The sequence below is a fragment of the Xaviernesmea rhizosphaerae genome, from assembly GCF_001938945.1.
GTDB lineage: Bacteria > Pseudomonadota > Alphaproteobacteria > Rhizobiales > Rhizobiaceae > Xaviernesmea > Xaviernesmea rhizosphaerae.
Window position 1 is genome coordinate 364,002 of sequence record NZ_MKIO01000021.1, and the last position, 16,637, is coordinate 380,638.

At 63.9% G+C, this 16,637-nt stretch carries 13 protein-coding genes; 7 read left to right on the plus strand and 6 right to left on the minus strand.

All coding sequences use genetic code 11. The features are described from left to right. Nucleotides 1–49: 49 nt before the first annotated feature. From gor to BJF92_RS05540, 3 genes are all read left to right on the plus strand, one after another. On the plus strand, nucleotides 50–1,438 hold the full coding sequence (gene gor, locus BJF92_RS05530; protein WP_075633749.1) for a glutathione-disulfide reductase: 1,389 nt from the start codon (nucleotides 50–52) through the stop codon (nucleotides 1,436–1,438). 436 nt (nucleotides 1,439–1,874) lie between these two features. Then, a complete protein-coding gene (locus tag BJF92_RS05535) occupies nucleotides 1,875–3,260 on the plus strand; it encodes a class II 3-deoxy-7-phosphoheptulonate synthase (protein WP_075633750.1) in 1,386 nt (461 codons plus the stop codon). A 284-nt stretch (nucleotides 3,261–3,544) separates the two neighbouring features. Further along, the gene (locus BJF92_RS05540; RefSeq protein ID WP_075633751.1) at nucleotides 3,545–4,009 is read left to right on the plus strand and encodes a tRNA (cytidine(34)-2'-O)-methyltransferase; all 465 of its coding nucleotides are present in this window, start codon (nucleotides 3,545–3,547) and stop codon (nucleotides 4,007–4,009) included. Nucleotides 4,010–4,149: 140 nt separating this feature from the next. On the opposite strand, the gene BJF92_RS05545 is transcribed toward BJF92_RS05540, so the two are convergent. Beyond that, nucleotides 4,150–4,959, minus strand: a complete 810-nt coding sequence (locus tag BJF92_RS05545; RefSeq protein ID WP_075633752.1) for a DUF930 domain-containing protein — start codon at nucleotides 4,957–4,959, stop codon at nucleotides 4,150–4,152. A gap of 323 nt (nucleotides 4,960–5,282) precedes the next feature. Next, nucleotides 5,283–5,561 carry a hypothetical protein gene (locus BJF92_RS05550; RefSeq protein WP_075633753.1) on the minus strand — a complete coding sequence of 93 codons (279 nt, stop codon included), beginning with the start codon at nucleotides 5,559–5,561 and terminating at the stop codon, nucleotides 5,283–5,285. 368 nt (nucleotides 5,562–5,929) lie between these two features. On the opposite strand from BJF92_RS05550, the gene hemF reads away from it, so the two are divergent. Beyond that, nucleotides 5,930–6,844, plus strand: a complete 915-nt coding sequence (hemF, locus tag BJF92_RS05555) for an oxygen-dependent coproporphyrinogen oxidase (RefSeq protein WP_075633754.1) — start codon at nucleotides 5,930–5,932, stop codon at nucleotides 6,842–6,844. A gap of 12 nt (nucleotides 6,845–6,856) precedes the next feature. Then, the gene (locus tag BJF92_RS05560) at nucleotides 6,857–7,336 is read left to right on the plus strand and encodes a GNAT family N-acetyltransferase (protein ID WP_075633755.1); all 480 of its coding nucleotides are present in this window, start codon (nucleotides 6,857–6,859) and stop codon (nucleotides 7,334–7,336) included. Nucleotides 7,337–7,570: 234 nt separating this feature from the next. Here BJF92_RS05560 and BJF92_RS05565 read toward each other — a convergent pair whose 3' ends face one another. Further along, the gene (locus BJF92_RS05565; protein ID WP_078057853.1) at nucleotides 7,571–9,913 is read right to left on the minus strand and encodes an NADP-dependent malic enzyme; all 2,343 of its coding nucleotides are present in this window, start codon (nucleotides 9,911–9,913) and stop codon (nucleotides 7,571–7,573) included. A gap of 172 nt (nucleotides 9,914–10,085) precedes the next feature. On the opposite strand from BJF92_RS05565, the gene BJF92_RS05570 reads away from it, so the two are divergent. After that, a complete protein-coding gene (locus BJF92_RS05570) occupies nucleotides 10,086–10,946 on the plus strand; it encodes a UDP-2,3-diacylglucosamine diphosphatase (protein WP_075633756.1) in 861 nt (286 codons plus the stop codon). A 208-nt stretch (nucleotides 10,947–11,154) separates the two neighbouring features. Here the strand turns inward: BJF92_RS05570 and BJF92_RS05575 are convergent, their stop codons facing one another. Continuing rightward, on the minus strand, nucleotides 11,155–11,787 hold the full coding sequence (locus BJF92_RS05575; RefSeq protein WP_075633757.1) for a LysE family translocator: 633 nt from the start codon (nucleotides 11,785–11,787) through the stop codon (nucleotides 11,155–11,157). Nucleotides 11,788–12,109: 322 nt separating this feature from the next. Between BJF92_RS05575 and BJF92_RS05580 the strand changes: the two genes are divergently transcribed. Continuing rightward, nucleotides 12,110–13,342: a branched-chain amino acid ABC transporter substrate-binding protein gene (locus BJF92_RS05580; protein ID WP_075633758.1), complete on the plus strand. Its 1,233-nt coding sequence runs from the start codon at nucleotides 12,110–12,112 to the stop codon at nucleotides 13,340–13,342. A 178-nt stretch (nucleotides 13,343–13,520) separates the two neighbouring features. Here BJF92_RS05580 and BJF92_RS05585 read toward each other — a convergent pair whose 3' ends face one another. Both BJF92_RS05585 and BJF92_RS05590 read right to left on the minus strand, forming a co-directional pair. After that, nucleotides 13,521–15,395: an ABC transporter ATP-binding protein gene (locus BJF92_RS05585; protein WP_075633759.1), complete on the minus strand. Its 1,875-nt coding sequence runs from the start codon at nucleotides 15,393–15,395 to the stop codon at nucleotides 13,521–13,523. A gap of 385 nt (nucleotides 15,396–15,780) precedes the next feature. Then, nucleotides 15,781–16,605, minus strand: a complete 825-nt coding sequence (locus BJF92_RS05590; RefSeq protein WP_075633760.1) for a TolB family protein — start codon at nucleotides 16,603–16,605, stop codon at nucleotides 15,781–15,783. Nucleotides 16,606–16,637 lie beyond the last annotated feature (32 nt).

Here is a 16,637-nt window from a genome sequence, read left to right on the forward strand (position 1 = left end):
CCGCCGCCTGGCCGGCAGCCTCTTGTCGACCCCATCCGGGAGTATTCTCATGCCATCCTACGACTACGACCTCTTCGTCATCGGCGGCGGTTCCGGCGGCGTGCGCAGCGCGCGGCTGGCGGCGTCGCTCGGCAAGAAGGTGGCGATTGCGGAGGAATTCCGCTTCGGCGGCACCTGCGTTATCCGCGGCTGCGTGCCGAAGAAGCTCTATGTCTATGCCTCGCAATTCTCCAAGGATTTCGAGGATGCCGCGGGCTTCGGCTGGAGCGTCGGCGAGATCGGCTTCGACTGGGGCAAGCTGGTGGCGGCCAAGGAGGCCGAGATCACCCGTCTCGAGGGCCTCTACCAGAAGGGCCTGACCAATGCCGGGGCAGAATTGATTGCCAGCCGCGCGGAGCTGACCGGCCCCAACTCGATCAGGCTCCTGGCCGACGGCCGCACTGTGACGGCCGAGCGCATCGTCATCGCCGTCGGCGGGCGCCCCACGCCGCATCGCGATCTTCCAGGCCACGAGCTCTGCATCACCTCCAACGAAGTCTTTGACCTGCCGTCCCTGCCGAAATCGGTGCTGATCGAGGGCGGCGGTTACATCGCCGTGGAGTTCGCCAATATCCTTCAGGGCCTGGGCGTTACAGTGACGCTGATTTATCGCGGCCGGGAAATCCTCTCGCGCTTCGACCAGGACATGCGCCAAGGCCTGCACCGGGAAATGGAGGCCAAGGGCATCCGCATTCTCTGCGGCGATGTCATCACTGCCGTGTCGCGCGGCGAGGGCGGTCTCTTGAAGGTGGAGACCCGCGAGAACGGCACGCTGCAGGTGGAGCAGGTGCTGGAAGCGATCGGCCGCGTCCCGCATACGCAGGGTCTCGGCCTGGAAGCGGCCGGTGTGCGCACCGATGAGAAGGGCGCGATCATCGTCGATGCCTTCTCCCGTACCAGCGCGCCCGGCATCTATGCGCTGGGCGACGTCACCAACCGTGTGCAGCTGACCCCCGTGGCGATCCACGAGGCCATGTGCTTCATAGAGACCGAATATAAGGGCAATCCGACCTCGCCGGATCACGACCTGATCGCTACCGCCGTCTTCTCCCAGCCGGAAATCGGCACTGTGGGCCTGACGGAGGAAGAGGCTGGCCAGCGCTTCGAGGAGGTCGAGGTCTACCGCGCCGAATTCCGGCCGATGCGGGCGACGCTGTCGGGCCGCTCGGAAAAGATGATCATGAAGCTCCTCGTCAATGCTGCCGACAACAAGGTGGTCGGCGCGCATGTGCTCGGCCATGCCGCCGGCGAAATGGCGCAGCTGCTCGGGATCTCGCTCAAGGCCGGCGTCACCAAGGCCGACTTCGACCGCACCATGGCCGTGCACCCGACCGCGGCCGAGGAGCTGGTGACCATGTACAGCCCGAGCTACCGGCTGAAGAACGGCGTGCGGGCGTGAGCAGTGGCGCGCAGGGCTCGCCCTGTGTGCGGACAGGCCCGCGCCGGATGTTCCAAGGCCGGCGCTAGGCCCTGAGACGCAGCGGCAGCTCGTCCAGCCTGCCGGAACCCGTGCGAGGCCGCCAGCCGATCGATGCGCTCGATCATCCGCTCCACCGCGTCGTTCATGATGACGAGCGCCGCCGGCCGACGTGCGGCGGTTGTGGAGCGGCTCGCCGGCCTCCCGCAGGCGCAGGCGACGGCTCTTCATAGGGCGATGATCGCGGGCGCGAAAGGGTGTCGGGCGAAAATGCGGCCGCTCCTGGCGAAATGCTGGCGCGGTCTATGCAAGCAGCGGGTTAACGTCTATAAGCCCGCATCCTTAAACGCCGCTTCGGGAGGAAGCCGGCGGTTATTCGCTTGCCGGGGCGGCAGGCGTGGTTTGAAAGGCTTTGACCATGGGTGAGCATCGCGCACAGAACTGGACTCCGACGAGCTGGCGGCAGAAGCCGATCCAGCAGGTGCCGGACTATCCGGATGCCGCCGCTTTGGCGGCGACCGAGGCGCAGCTTGAGAGCTTTCCGCCGCTGGTCTTCGCCGGCGAGGCGCGGCGCCTGAAGAAGGCGCTGGCCAATGTGGCCGACGGCAACGGTTTCCTGCTGCAGGGCGGCGATTGCGCCGAGAGCTTCGCCGAGCACGGCGCCGACACGATTCGCGACTTCTTCCGCGCCTTCCTGCAGATGGCCGTGGTGCTGACCTTCGGCGCCCAGCAGCCGGTGGTCAAGGTCGGTCGCATTGCCGGCCAGTTCGCCAAGCCGCGCTCCTCCAATGTCGAGCGTCAGGGCGATGTCGAGCTGCCGAGCTATCGTGGCGACATCATCAACGGCATCGAGTTCACCTCGGAAGCCCGGATTCCGAACCCTGAGCGCCAGCTGATGGCCTACCGCCAGTCGGCCGCGACGCTGAACCTGTTGCGCGCCTTCGCCATGGGTGGCTATGCCAATCTGGAGAATGTGCATCAGTGGATGCTCGGCTTCGTCAAGGACAGCCCTCAGGCCGAGCGCTACCGCAAGCTCGCCGACCGGATCTCCGAGACCATGGATTTCATGAAGGCGATCGGCATCACCTCGGAAAACAATCCGAGCCTGCGCGAGACCGATTTCTTCACCAGCCATGAGGCGCTGCTGCTCGGCTACGAGCAGGCGCTGACCCGCGTCGATTCCACCTCGGGCGATTGGTATGCCACGTCGGGCCACATGATCTGGATCGGCGACCGCACGCGCCAGGCCGATCACGCCCATGTGGAATATTGCCGCGGCATCAAGAACCCGATCGGGCTCAAGTGCGGCCCGTCGCTGACCGCCGACGGCCTGCTCGAGCTGATCGACCTGCTGAACCCTGCCAACGAGGCCGGCCGCCTGACGCTGATCTGCCGCTTCGGCCATGACAAGGTGGCCGAACATCTGCCGCGCCTGATCCGCGCGGTCGAGCGCGAGGGCAAGAAGGTCGTCTGGTCCTGCGACCCGATGCATGGCAACACGATCACGCTCAACAGCTACAAGACCCGGCCGTTCGAGCGGATCCTGAACGAGGTGGAAAGCTTCTTCCAGATCCACCGTTCGGAAGGCACGCATCCCGGCGGCATCCATATCGAGATGACGGGCAAGGACGTGACAGAATGCACCGGCGGCGCCCGCGCGCTCTCCGGCGCCGACCTCGGCGACCGCTACCACACCCATTGCGACCCGCGCCTCAATGCCGACCAAGCCCTGGAACTTGCCTTCCTGCTGGCCGAGCGGATGAAGGGCGGGCGCGACGAGAAGAAACTGGTCGTCAACGGCTGAGCGACAGGGCGCGCAGCTGCTGCGCGCCTTTCCCGCTCGGGTGTACGGCCCGAGCGCTGCAACTTTACGCGCCTAAAGCCTATCCTCCCCGCCATCCTCGGGCTTGACCCGAGCTCCTTCGCACGCTGTCGCGCGCGGTCGGACGAGCAATACGACGGACGGGGCTGCCGGTCGGGTCGCTCCGCTGCTGCCTGCGACCGGTCCGGCGTTTCCACCCCCTTGCGGGCATAGGCCGCAACGCCGCGCGCCGTCCGCAGCCCGTGCAGCTGCCAATGGATGACGCCATGACCCGTCTGCGCATCGCGCTCTACCAGCCAGACATAGCCGGCAATACGGGCACGATCCTCAGGCTTGCCGCCTGTCTCGGACTTGGCGTCGACATCATCGAGCCGGCCGGCTTCGACACCTCCGACCGCAATCTCAAGCGCGCCGGTCTGGACTATATCGCCACGGCCGCGCTGACCCGGCACGTGACCTTCGCCCGCTTCGAGGAATGGCGGCTGGCGGAGGGGCGGCGGCTGGTGCTGGCGTCCACCAAGGCGGCACAGCCCTACACAGCATTCGCCTTTGCCGAGGGCGATGTGCTGCTGTTCGGCCGCGAAAGCGCCGGCGTGCCTGACGCGGTGCATGAGGGGGCCGATGCGCGCATCCTCATTCCCATGCAGCCCGGCCAGCGCTCCCTGAATGTCGCGGTGTCCGCCGCCATGATCGCGGGCGAGGCCATGCGTCAGCTGGTCTGGAGCGTTTAGGGCATCGGTGCGAGAGGTGAGGATCGGATATCGGCAAAATCTGATGCACCAGAGCAAAGGCTGATTTCCAGCCCGATCCCCAGCCTTTTATCGGCCCATTCCGGCTCGGTTTCCGCAAAACCTGCGCCACAAGCACGTCCTCAATCCGAAGCACCTTCTTCCTTCGGCAGCGACAGGCTGCTCCATTCGTCGCGTGCGATGTTGGCGCCGATGGCGAAGGCGAACTCGACGACATCGCGGCGGTCGGGTGTGACCACGCAGCGATAGCGCAGGCCGATCCATTGATCGCGATCGTGCACCGCCGCGCCATCGGCCACGAACAGCGGCCCCTGCAGGCTGGGCGGCGCCAGCGCATAGCTGATGATGAAATCGGGCCGGCGGCGGCTGTCGTGCCGCTTGATCTGCTCCATCGCCTCGATGTTGCACAGCTGCTCGATCTGGTCGTCAGGCGACAGCGCCCGCAGCGCCTTGACCGCTTTCCGGCTGCGCGGGTCCTTGAGGATGGCGGCCGCGAACAGCCGTTTGGCGGGCACGAGATCCGCAGGAGGGCCGGCGGCCTGCCTGGTGGGTTGCTGTTCTGAAGGCGGGGGCGGTGGGACCGCCGCCCCTGCGTCAGGCGCCTTGTCCTCCGAGGGTGCCGGCTGGTCCGCTGCCGCCTGCGGGCCGTCGGCGGTCGGGCCTGAGGGCGATGGCTCGGCCGGGGGCTGTGGCGCCGGCGCGGGGGGAGGCCGGGCCTCCGGCTCGGTCACCACCTCGACGGAAAGGCCCTGTTCGCCGGAGGGAGGCAGCTGAGCCGGCGCGAGGAGCAGAATGAGGAGCGGGATCAGCGCGAGATGAAGGAGCAGCGAGAGGAGGTAGGGCCACCGCGCCTGCGTGTTACCGGCCGGGATGGCCCGGGGGCGGCTGCTGCGGAAAAGCGAAACGGGCTGCGCTGGCGGCGTTTCCGACATGCATCCTCCGCCTGTTCCATCTCATTCCGCGCGGCAAAGCCCCTGTGGCCGGACGAGCTCCGCCGGGCGCCTATTTTAGATTGTCGGAATTCTCGGCAGAAAACAGGGCTAGAACAAGGCGGGGAGAGGGCAAGAACGAGGTCCAGCCGGACCCGGCTGCTTTTTCCGACGTCGCCGACGGAGCCATCATCCTGATCGGGGCATCGACCTGAAAATCATGCGCCATGGGCCGCGACAGAATAATTTTCCAGCCGTCGCGCTTCCAGTCTCTATTGCGTCGGATGTCGTGATCGAAACCGCTGCGCGCTCTTGCGCGACAGGCTTCAGTCTGCCGTCGGCAGGCGGCGCATGGTGAATTCGATCTGGTCGTCGTCAAGCGCGCGCCAGCTTTCCACCTCGGTCCAATAGGCCGCCTTCGGCCAGGTGTCGAACCATTCCTGCGCCTTCTCGCGCGCCGCCTGGCGCTGCAGCCGGAAGGTTTCGCGAATGAAGCTGTCGGCCTTGCGGCGCGCGGGCGCATCACCGGCGCGGCTGCGCGCGATCTGCCGCTTCAGCCCGTCCAGCGGCGGGCGCCCGCTGGACAGTCTCGCCTTGTCCTTCATCGAGAGCTCTCTTGTGCCGATCCAGCCCCTTGGGGCCCCTGCTTTTCCAACACGCGCTTTCATTGACCATAAATAGGGATTTCCAGGTGCTTTGACGAGTCTTATCCGTCGACGTCAGGAAAAAATACCTTTCTTCTAGGCACTCGACTGCGCCGGCCGCTCACAGGGCTTCGCAGCCGGCGCGCACTGGAGTAAGGACGGGGCGGGCCGTGGCGATGCCCGGCGGCCCGCGCCTGCGAAGGGTGGGACGTGGATTGAAACAATGTTGACGTCGCGACCAGGTCCGGCGCCAGCGGTGGCCCTACGGGGGCGTGCGGATGGCCGCGTGGGGTGTTGCTCCCGCGCGCGGGGCGTAAGAGGAGAGTGCGATGGACCGACCGAGCCTGCCACAGGGCCTGACCGCCGATATCGAGGAGAAGAAGGCGGCGGCCGAGGCCTGGTTTCACGGCCTGCGCGACCGGATCTGCGCCGATTTCGAGGCGCTGGAAGACGCGCTGGACGGCGCACTGTCCGAAGGCAGGCCGGCCGGCCGTTTCGTGCGCACGCCCTGGGCGCGCGATGGCGGTGCGGGCGGCGGCGGCATCATGTCGATGATGTCGGGCCGGGTGTTCGAGAAGGTCGGCGTCCACACCTCCACCGTGCATGGTGAATTCTCGCCGGAGTTCCGTGGGCAGATCCCCGGGGCCGCCGAAAACCCGGCCTTTTGGGCCTCCGGCATTTCGCTGATCGCCCATCCGGTCAATCCCAACGTGCCGGCCGTGCACATGAACACCCGCATGGTGGTGACCACGAGCCGCTGGTTCGGCGGCGGTGCGGATCTCACCCCCGTGCTCGACCGCCGCCGCCGGCAGGACGATCCAGACACGCAGCGCTTCCATGCTGCGCTGAAGGAGGCCTGCGATGCGCATGCGGTGGCCGATCATCCCCGCTTCAAGGCCTGGTGCGACGAGTATTTCTTCCTCAAGCATCGCAACGAACCGCGCGGCACCGGTGGCATCTTCTATGACTGGTTGCATTCGCCGGAGGAGGCCGGCGGCTGGGCAGCGGATTTCGCCTTCACCCGCACCGTCGGCGAAGCCTTCCGGGCGATCTATCCCGAGCTCGTTCGCGTCAATTTCGAGACGCCCTGGACGGATGCCGACCGCGAGGAACAGCTGATCCGCCGCGGCCGCTATGTCGAATTCAACCTGCTTTACGATCGCGGCACCATCTTCGGGCTGAAGACCGGCGGCAATGTCGACAGCATCCTCTCCTCCATGCCGCCGCTGGTGCGGTGGCCGTAAAGGGCGATTTTCATGGACATCCATGATCGACGGGAGAGGTTTGAAGTGCGAGGGCTGCGCGAGCAGGAGATCGTCGATCTCCTCGCCCTTTATCGACACCTCGATCCGCAGGATGCGGAAACGCGACCCGCCGATGCCCTGGCGCGCTGGCGGGCACTGAAGACGCTCGCCGGCAGCGACATTCTCGTCGGCTGCCTGGAAGGACGGCTGGTTGCCTCTTGCACCATGGTTCTTGTTCCCAACATCACCCGCGGCGGCAGATCTTACGCGCTGATCGAAAACGTCGTCACCGACGGCGCATATCGTCAGCGCGGCTTCGGGCGTGCTGTGTTGCATGCCACCGCCGAGCGCGCATGGGAGGCCGGATGCTACAAGGTCATGCTGATGACGGGTTCCAAACGGCCGGAGGTCCACCGCTTCTATGAGCGCGCCGGCTTCGTGCAGAACAAGACCGGATTCCAGATGCGGCGGCTGGAGCGCCGGAGCGAATAGCGCGGGTTCTTGGGCAAGCTTGCCGACGATGAGTCTTGATAAGCGCCCTCTGTATTCGCCGTGATGTTCGGCCCTGAGCCGAACATTCCTTGCAGCGCATCCCGAAGCCTGAGGATGACCCTGGAGACGGGGTTGCAGCGGCGCCGGGGTCGCAGACCGTCTTTCTCCCTGTGCCGCCACGTCGCATTGAAACGCGACGCGCGGCAGCAAGGCCACCGCGCGTCGTCTTGCCGATCACACCGGATGCGTTGCCTCGACCACGGCGAGCGCTGCCATGTTCACCACGCCGCGCGAGGTGACCGAGGGCGAGAGGATGTGGGCGGGCTGGGCCGAGCCGAGCAGCATGGGGCCGACATGCAGGCCGTCCATCATGCTCTTGACCACGCCGAGCGTGATGTTGGCCGCATCGAGATTCGGGAAGACCAGGAGATTGGCCTCGCCCGTCAGCGTGCTGTTCGGCATGACGCGGCGCCGCAGGGCTTCCGAGATCGCCGAATCGCCATGCATTTCGCCATCCACTTCGAGCTCCGGCGCGATCTCGCGCAGGATGTCGAGCGCACGGCGCATCTTCGACGCGCTATCGGAGGCGCGCGAGCCGAAATTGGAATGCGAGACCAGTGCGGCGCGCGGGGTGATGCCGAAGCGGCGGATGGCCTTGGCCGCCATCACCGTCTTCTGCGCGATCTCTTCGGCCGTCGGGTTGAAGGTGACGAAGGTGTCGGTGAGGAAGATGGCGCCGCGCTGCAGGATCAGAAGGCTCAGCGCCGAGAAGTCGAGCACGCCGTCACGCTTGCCGATGATCTGCGAGACCTCGCGCAGATGCTTGCTGTAGCGGCCTTCCACGCCGCAGATCAGCGCATCAGCCTCGCCCCGCTTGACCGCCAGCGCGCCGATCACCGTCTGGTTGGTGCGCACGATGGTGCGGGCCGCCTCGGGGATCACGCCACGACGGCCGACAAGCGCGAAATACTGATCGACATAGTCGCGGAAACGGCTGTCGCTTTCGGGGTTGATCACCTCGAAATCGGCATCCGGCCGGATGCGCAGGCCATAGCGCTTCAGCCGGTTCTCGATGATCTGCGGGCGGCCGATCAGGATCGGCCGGGCCGTGCCTTCTTCCAGCAGCACCTGGGCGGCGCGCAGCACGCGCTCGTCCTCGCCCTCGGCGAAGATTACGCGGTTGTTCGGGGCATTCTTCGCCTCGGTGAAGATCGGCTTCATGATGAAGCCGGAGCGGAAGACGAAGCGGTTCAGCTGGTCGAGATAGGCATCGAAATCCGCGATCGGCCGGGTGGCGACGCCGCTTTCGGCCGCCGCGCGGGCCACGGCCGGGGCGATGCGCAGGATCAGCCGCTGGTCGAAGGGCGAGGGGATCAGATAGTTGGGCCCGAAGATCGGCGTCTCCCCGCTATAGGCGCGGGCGGCGACATCCGAAGGCTCTTCCCGGGCGAGGCCGGCAATGGCGCGCACGGCCGCCATCTTCATCTCTTCATTGATGGTGGAGGCGCCGCAATCCAGCGCACCGCGGAAGATATAGGGGAAGCAGAGGACGTTGTTAACCTGGTTGGGGAAGTCGGACCGGCCGGTGCAGATCATCGCGTCGGGGCGGGCGGCGCGCGCCAGATCGGGCATGATCTCAGGCGTCGGATTGGCCAGCGCCATGATCAGCGGCCGCTCGGCCATCTGTTCCAGCAGCTCCGGCTTCAGCACGCCGGCGGCCGAGAGGCCGAGGAAGACATCCGCGCCGCCGATCGAATCGGCCAGAACCCGCTTGTCGCTCTTCTGCTCATAGACCGATTTCCAGGGGTCCATCAGCACCTCGCGGCCCTCATAGACCAGGCCTTCGAGGTCGTGCACCCAGATGTTCTCGCGCCGCGCTCCGAGATTGACGAGCAGGTTGAGGCAGGCCAGCGCGGCCGCACCCGCGCCCGAGGTGACGATCTTGGCGTCCTCGATCTTCTTGCCGGCCAGCTCCAGCCCGTTCAGCACGGCGGCGGCGACGATGATGGCGGTCCCGTGCTGGTCGTCGTGGAAGACCGGGATGTTCATGGTCTCGCGCAGGCGGCGCTCCACCTCGAAACATTCCGGCGCCTTGATGTCTTCCAGATTGATGCCGCCGAAGGTCGGCTCCAGCGCCGAGACGACATCGACCATGCGTTCGATGCCGGGCGCATCGATCTCGATGTCGAAGACGTCGATGCCGGCGAATTTCTTGAACAGGACGGCCTTGCCCTCCATCACCGGCTTGGAGGCCAGTGGGCCGATATTGCCGAGCCCGAGCACGGCCGAACCGTTGGACACCACGGCGACCAGGTTGGCGCGGGCCGTGTAGTCGGCGGCGGCCTGCGGATCGTCGCGAATGGCAAGGCAGGGCGCGGCGACACCGGGAGAATAGGCGAGCGCGAGGTCGCGCTGGTTGCCGAGCGGCTTGGTCGGCTGGATCTCCAGCTTGCCGGGGTGGGGATAGCGGTGGAAGAACAGTGCCTGCGCATCGAGATCGCCGCTCGTCGGCCCGGCGGGCTTCGCGGCCCTGCTGGTATGCTTGTCACCCGTTATGTTCTTGTCGCCGGTGCTCATGCTTCTCACCCCTGCTGCTGATCTGACGAGGCCGCGTTTTGGCATGATTGAAGGGGATCGTACAGGTCGTTTTCACCTGCGCATGGCTGGGATGCATCCGGTGTCATTCTCCTGAAACACGAGTCTGGTTTTCCACTTGTTGAGGGGTATAGCCAGAACAGAGGTGCAGACCATGACCGAGGCCGAGACCAGCCGGACCGCCGATCAGCCAAGCGAGCGCCGCTTCCGCACGCTGTTCATCTCCGATGTGCATCTCGGCTCCAAGGCTGCGCGCACGGATTATCTCCTGGATTTCCTGCGTCATCACGATGCCGAGACGATCATCCTCGTCGGCGATATCGTCGATGGCTGGCGGCTGAAGCGCAGCTGGTACTGGCCGCAGAGCTGCAATGACGTGGTGCAGAAGCTCCTGCGCAAGGCGCGCAAGGGCACCCGGATCATCTATATCCCCGGCAATCACGACGAATTCCTGCGCGACTTCCCCGGCATTCATTTCGGCGGCATCGAGGTGGCGACGCGCCACATGCACGAGGCTGCCGACGGCAAGCGCTATCTGGTGCTGCATGGCGACGAATATGACGTGGTCGTGCGCAATGCCCGCATCCTCGCCTATCTCGGCGACTGGGCCTATGACGCCGCCATCGTCATCAATATCGGCCTCTCGGCCGTGCGCCGCCGTCTGGGCCTGCCCTACTGGTCCTTCTCCGCCTGGGCCAAGTTGCAGGTGAAGCACGCCGTCAGCTTCATCGGCGCCTTCCAGAAGGCGGTGGCCGAGGACGCGCGGCGCGCCGGCGCCGACGGCGTCATCTGCGGCCATATCCACCACGCGCTGATCGAGGATATCGAGGGCGTGCGCTACATCAACACCGGCGACTGGGTGGAAAGCTGCACCGCGGTGGCCGAACATTTCGACGGCCGCATGGAGCTGATGACCTGGCAGGCCGTGACCAAACGCCCGGTTCCGGCCGAGCCGGAGGATGGCGATGAGGCAAAGATCGTGCTGGCGCAGCTGATGGCGCGGCATGCGGCGTGAAAATGCAACCGCTGTGCCTTTGTCATAGCGGCATGTCAGGCTGATCGGAATTTTTCCTGCGGGGCTCAGGGTCAGGACCCATTAAATTCATGCGAGCCACTTGCATGCGCGCAAACCTGCGGGGCGGGACGGATTTCGCGCATGGTCTGCGTCGGAAAGCCGGGAAAATGCCCCGTGTTCGGCGGCTGATGGCGCTGTCTTAAGACCGTCAGCGGCGCGCTTCCGTTGCCATGCGAACCGCGAGTCCAGCAAGCACCGTTCCCATCAGCCAGCGCTGCACCGCGAGCCAGGTCGGACGATTGGCCAGAAACAGCGCGATCGATCCGGCAGCAATGGCAATGATCGCATTCACGGTCAGGCTAATGACGATCTGCACCGTGCCCAGGATCAGCGACTGGGTGAGAACGGACCCATGTTCCATGCTGACGAACTGGGGCAGCAGCGAGAGATACATCACCGCGATTTTTGGATTGAGCAGATTGGTCAGAAGACCCATCATGAAAAGCTTGCGCGGACTGTCTTTCGGCAGATCCCGTACCTGGAAGGGCGAGCGTCCGCCGGGCTTGACTGCCTGCCAGGCGAGATAAAGCAGATAGAGTGCGCCGGCAAAACGAAGGGCGTCATAGGCATAGGGAACGGCCATGACGATGGCCGTGATGCCGAGCGCCGCACAGGTCATATAGACGAGAAAGCCGAGCGCCACGCCACCGAGCGAAATCAGGCCTGCCTTGCGTCCCTGACAAATTGAACGCGAAATCAGATAAACCATGTTCGGCCCCGGCGTGAGCACCATGCCGAAGGCGATCAAGGCGAATGCGAGCAGGCTGGCTGTTTCGGGCATTTGGGCGACGTCCCTATCGGTGATTTTCCTTAAATCACTGAACGCTAAATTCTATTGGTGAGCAAGGGCGTTGCACCGCCGTCTTTTCGCGCGGAATTGGCAGCGTCGTCGCGACATCGAGGATATCGAGGGCATGCGCTACGTCAACACCGGCGACTGAGTGGAAAGCTGCTGAGGGGCAGATCATAATCATCGGTTGGGCTCTCTGGCGGCCTGACCTGCGGACTTCGTCGGATTCTTACATTCAGATCGTTGTTCAGCGGCCGTTCATGGCGACCCATTAATTTCCGATCTGCTAAAGAACGGTTCTTAAGGAGGTCTCATGAAAAAGCATTTCCTATTGGCCACAACTTTCGCGGCCTCGCTTGCCTTCGCCGCACAGGCGCGTGCGGACTTCACGATTGGCATCATCGCACCCCTGACGGGCCCCGACGCTGCGGATGGCAGCAGCGTCAAGAGGACGATGCAGGCAGCAGCCGATGCAATCAACAGCAATGGTGGCATTCGAGGCGATAAGCTGGTTTTGAAGTTTGGCGACGATGCCAGCGATCCATTGAAGAGTTCATCGATCGCTCAGGACTTTCTGGATTCTAAGATTAACTTCGTCATCGAAGTAAGACTTTCAGATCTATCGGAGCCCCTTCACGTTGTCAGCCAGTCGTCAACAGATATTATGGCAGAAGCGGGGATAGGGATTTTTCTTTTAATGAAAGAATTCCCCAAGATCGATCTCATCGACGGCGGGCGGACCAGCAATCTCTCTAATGAGTGCTACCGCGCAGATGCTCGCCAAGGTGTAATTGCAGCGAATTATGTCGTAAAGAATTTTAAGGACAAAAAGATCGCGATTGTCGATGACTCGAGGGACTATGGAAAAACGCTGGTGGATGCCTTCAAGACGGCGCTCAACCGAGACGGCGTGACGGAAGCACTCGAGATCTCTCTGGGATATGGCTCTTATGATTACATCGAAGAGGCGGAAAAGGCGAAGAAGGACGCACAAAAACTGAAGAATGCGGGCGTTGAGGTTATCTACTACGGAGGGGTCTCCGGAGATATAGGCGTACTTCAGCGTCAGTTGGAAGAAATCTCCGCCAAGCCGCAGATCATCGGTGGCGATGCCTTATCTGACGTCAATTACCAGACCTTCTACAAAAAGGAATCGGACGGGACTGTCTTCACCGACGCGCCCCGCAACACTTTAATCACCGATTTAGACAGTGCTCGAACCGCGCTCAAGGAGCGCGAAATCCCGATCGAAGATTTGACGCTGCGCTCTTTTGCGGCTGTGCACGAGCTGGCATCCGCCATTCGAGATGAACTATGCTACGGCTACAGCGAATTTTCTCTGATCACAGACATAGAAGACGGGAAGCCAACCATCTATATCGACCCGAGAGCCATCCAAGTCAGAATAAGCTCCGATCCGGCTATCCCGGCGAAAATCGATAAGGCGACTGGAAACAGGACATTGCCAAGCTACTCATTTTATCAGTGGAAAGCTGGAAAGATCGTTCCAATCGCCGAGGGCTCTCAGAGCCCAACCGAAAATTGATATAGGTTCCATTCGGCATCTCGGTAGCAAATATACCAGATCGGCCTGGGCTGCGATCCAATGATATGCGGCTGCACTTCAGTATCGAACCGAGAACCTTTTCCCGCTGTTCGGTCCGATGCTTTAGAAAATGGAGACCTCCCCCGCGCATTCCCGCGGGGAAGGTCTGTTCTCTCGCTTACTGCGCCGCTTCGGTCGCGTCGCCCTCGTCTTCCGTGAGGAAGCCGCCGGATTGGCGGGACCAGAGGTCGGCATAGAGGCGGCCCTGGCGCACGAGGTCTTCATGCGTGCCGGTCTCGACGATCCGGCCGCGATCGAGCACGATCAGCCGGTCCATCTCGGTCAGCGTCGACAGGCGGTGGGCGATCGCGATCACCGTCTTGCCCTGCATCAGGGCGAAGAGGTTTTCCTGGATCGCGGCCTCCACTTCCGAGTCGAGTGCCGAGGTGGCCTCGTCGAGGATCAGGATCGGCGCGTCCTTCAGGAAGACGCGGGCGATCGCGACACGTTGGCGCTGGCCGCCGGAGAGCTTGACGCCGCGCTCGCCGACATGCGCGTCGAGCCCGGTGCGGCCCTGCAGGTCGGTGAGGCCCTCGATGAAGTCCCAGGCGTTGGCGCGCCTGGCCGCATCGATGATCTCCGCGTCGCTCGCCTCCGGACGGCCATAGGCGATGTTGTCGCGGATCGAGCGGTGCAGAAGCGCCGTATCCTGGGTGACCACGCCGATGGCCTGGCGCAGGCTGTCCTGCGTGGCCCCGGCGATGTCCTGCCCGTCGATGGTGATGCGCCCGCCCTCCAGATCGTAGAAGCGCAGGAGCAGGTTCATCAGCGTGGTCTTGCCGGCGCCGGAGCGGCCGACCAGGCCGATCTTCTCGCCGGCGGCGATGTCGAGGGTCAGGCCCTCGATCACGCCCTTGCCCGCCTTGCCATAATGAAAGCGGATATCGTCGAAGCGGATGGCGCCGCGGCTTGCGGCAAGCGGCTTGGCCTCCTTGGCGTCCACCACCTCATGCGCCCGCGTCATCATGCTCATGCCGTCATAGACCGTGCCGATCGCCTCGAACAGGGCGGCCACTTCCCACATGATCCATTGCGACATGCCGTTGATGCGCATGGCGAGGCCAATGGCGACCGCCACCGAGCCGACCGACACCGTGCCGTTCAGCCAGAAGCCGATGCCGCAGGCGCCGACGGCAAAGAGCGCCACGGCATTGTTGACATCCACCCAGATGTTGAGCAGCGTCACCTGGCGCATCTGCCGGTGCACCGTGTCGAGGAAGCCGCTCATGCCGTCGCGGGCATAGGCCTCTTCCCGCCCGGCATGGGAGAAGAGTTTCACCGTGCCGATATTGGTGTAGCTGTCGGTGATCCGGCCGGTCATCAGCGAGCGTGCATCCGCCTGCTCGCTGGAAAGCCGGCGCAGCCGCGGAATGAACACCGCCAGAATGACACCATAGAGCACCACCCACAGCACCAGCGGCAGCACCAACCGCCAGTCGATGGCAATCACCAGCACCAGCATCGAGGCGAAGAAGCTGAAGGCATAGACGAAGACGTCGATGATCTTCATCACCGCCTCGCGGATCGACAGCGAGGTCTGCATGACCTTGGTGGCGACGCGGCCGGCGAATTCGTTGGCGAAGAAGCTCATCGAATGGCGCAGCAGGAAGCGGTGCATCTGCCAGCGGGCGATCATCGGGAAATTGCCTGCCAGCACCTGATGCATCGTCAGGCTGTGAATGGCGCCGATGATAGGCAGGGCGATCAGCACGAGCCCGGACATCAGCATCAGCCGCAGCCCTTCATCCGACAGGAATGTCTGCGGATTGGCATGGGTCAGCCAGTCGACGATGTTGCCGAGGAACTGGTATAGCAGCACTTCGCCCAGCGCGATCAGCATCGAGCAGACACCGATGACGAGCAGCCAGGGCCAGGCGGGCCGGGTATAGTGCCAGCAGAAGGCGAGCAGCCCCTTGGGCGGCAGGCCCGAGGCATCTTGCGGGTAGGGATCGAGCCTTTGCTCGAACCAGGACAAAAGCGTGTTCAGCGACATGTGAGAGCAAGCTCCCGAACGGGCGGCACGGCGCTGGTTCTTCCATGCACAAGCATGAGGGAACGCAGGAGCGGTGACGAACAGATAAAACACACGGCCGCTGTGGCCGCGAAACGGATCAAAGGGAAATTTCAGAAGGAAGGCGCTCTAGGAAAGGCGCGGAATGCGTTAAGCCAGAATAAGGGCTCGAACCCAAGAGGTTCCGCCTGGGAGGCCGATACGCGATGCATTATCCATGATGCGCCTCCTTGTTTGGCGTTAACGACAGATGCGGTTCTACCCGCGTTTTTTGTCTTTGACCAGACGATCTGCACGAAAAAGCAGCATTACCGGAGATTTTGTTGCCGTTTGGCCACAGATTCGGTCTGTCACTGGCCCGGGCGGCTCAGGCGGGACTGTAGCGCACGAAGGCGAATCGGCGGCCATCCGGCGACCAGTTCGGCACGTTCATGGTTCCCTGGCCGCCGAAGAGCGGGAACAGCTCGCGCGCATCGCTGCCATCCGGCCGCATCAGCCTGAGGCGCACCGAGAGATCGCGCGGATGGTCGAAGACATCGCCATCATAGGAGAGCACCAGCAGGTGACGCCCCGAGGGCGAGGGGTGGGGAAACCAGTCGCCATAAGGGCTGTCGGTAATGCGCTCGACGGCAGAGCCGTCCGAGCGCACGCGCCAGATCTGCATGCGGCCGCTGCGGCTGGAGTTGAAGTAGATCCAGGCGCCGTCATGGCTGTAATCCGGCCCGTCATTGCGGCCCTCGCCATGGGTCAGACGCATCTCCGGCCCGCCGTCGATGCCGATCGTATAGATGTCGAACACCTGGTCGCGAATGCCGCAATAGGCGACGCGTTGGCCATCCGGCGACCAGCCATGCCAGTAGGAGGGCAGATTGGTCGTTACCTGGCGCGGCGTGCCGCCGGCGGAAGGCAGGATATAGATACAGGACTTGCCATGCTCGGTCTTGTCGCTGATCGCCAGCCAGGCGCCGTCGGGCGAGAGGCCGTGATCATTGTTGCAGGTCACGGCAAAGCCGGTGTCGATCGCCTCGAGCCCGCCACCGGCCAGCGGCAGGCGGTAGAGCCGGCCATTGCCATTGACGATCAGCGCGCTGCCGTCGGGCGTGAAGTTCGGTGCCTCGATCAGCCGGTCGGTCTGGAAGACCACCTGCGTTTCGCCGCTATCGACATCGTGGATTTCTACGGAGCTGCGCATGATCCTCTTCCATCCTGCCGGGCATTCGCGCG

Excerpts from the sequence above, each read along its gene's own strand:
- gor (WP_075633749.1), top strand. The coding sequence starts at position 50 with ATGCCATCCTACGACTACGACCTCTTCGTCATCGGCGGCGGTTCCGGC.
- BJF92_RS05535 (WP_075633750.1), top strand. The coding sequence starts at position 1,875 with ATGGGTGAGCATCGCGCACAGAACTGGACTCCGACGAGCTGGCGGCAG.
- BJF92_RS05540 (WP_075633751.1), top strand. The coding sequence starts at position 3,545 with ATGACCCGTCTGCGCATCGCGCTCTACCAGCCAGACATAGCCGGCAAT.
- BJF92_RS05545 (WP_075633752.1), bottom strand. The coding sequence starts at position 4,959 with ATGTCGGAAACGCCGCCAGCGCAGCCCGTTTCGCTTTTCCGCAGCAGC.
- BJF92_RS05550 (WP_075633753.1), bottom strand. The coding sequence starts at position 5,561 with ATGAAGGACAAGGCGAGACTGTCCAGCGGGCGCCCGCCGCTGGACGGG.
- hemF (WP_075633754.1), top strand. The coding sequence starts at position 5,930 with ATGGACCGACCGAGCCTGCCACAGGGCCTGACCGCCGATATCGAGGAG.
- BJF92_RS05560 (WP_075633755.1), top strand. The coding sequence starts at position 6,857 with ATGGACATCCATGATCGACGGGAGAGGTTTGAAGTGCGAGGGCTGCGC.
- BJF92_RS05565 (WP_078057853.1), bottom strand. The coding sequence starts at position 9,913 with ATGAGCACCGGCGACAAGAACATAACGGGTGACAAGCATACCAGCAGG.
- BJF92_RS05570 (WP_075633756.1), top strand. The coding sequence starts at position 10,086 with ATGACCGAGGCCGAGACCAGCCGGACCGCCGATCAGCCAAGCGAGCGC.
- BJF92_RS05575 (WP_075633757.1), bottom strand. The coding sequence starts at position 11,787 with ATGCCCGAAACAGCCAGCCTGCTCGCATTCGCCTTGATCGCCTTCGGC.
- BJF92_RS05580 (WP_075633758.1), top strand. The coding sequence starts at position 12,110 with ATGAAAAAGCATTTCCTATTGGCCACAACTTTCGCGGCCTCGCTTGCC.
- BJF92_RS05585 (WP_075633759.1), bottom strand. The coding sequence starts at position 15,395 with ATGTCGCTGAACACGCTTTTGTCCTGGTTCGAGCAAAGGCTCGATCCC.
- BJF92_RS05590 (WP_075633760.1), bottom strand. The coding sequence starts at position 16,605 with ATGCGCAGCTCCGTAGAAATCCACGATGTCGATAGCGGCGAAACGCAG.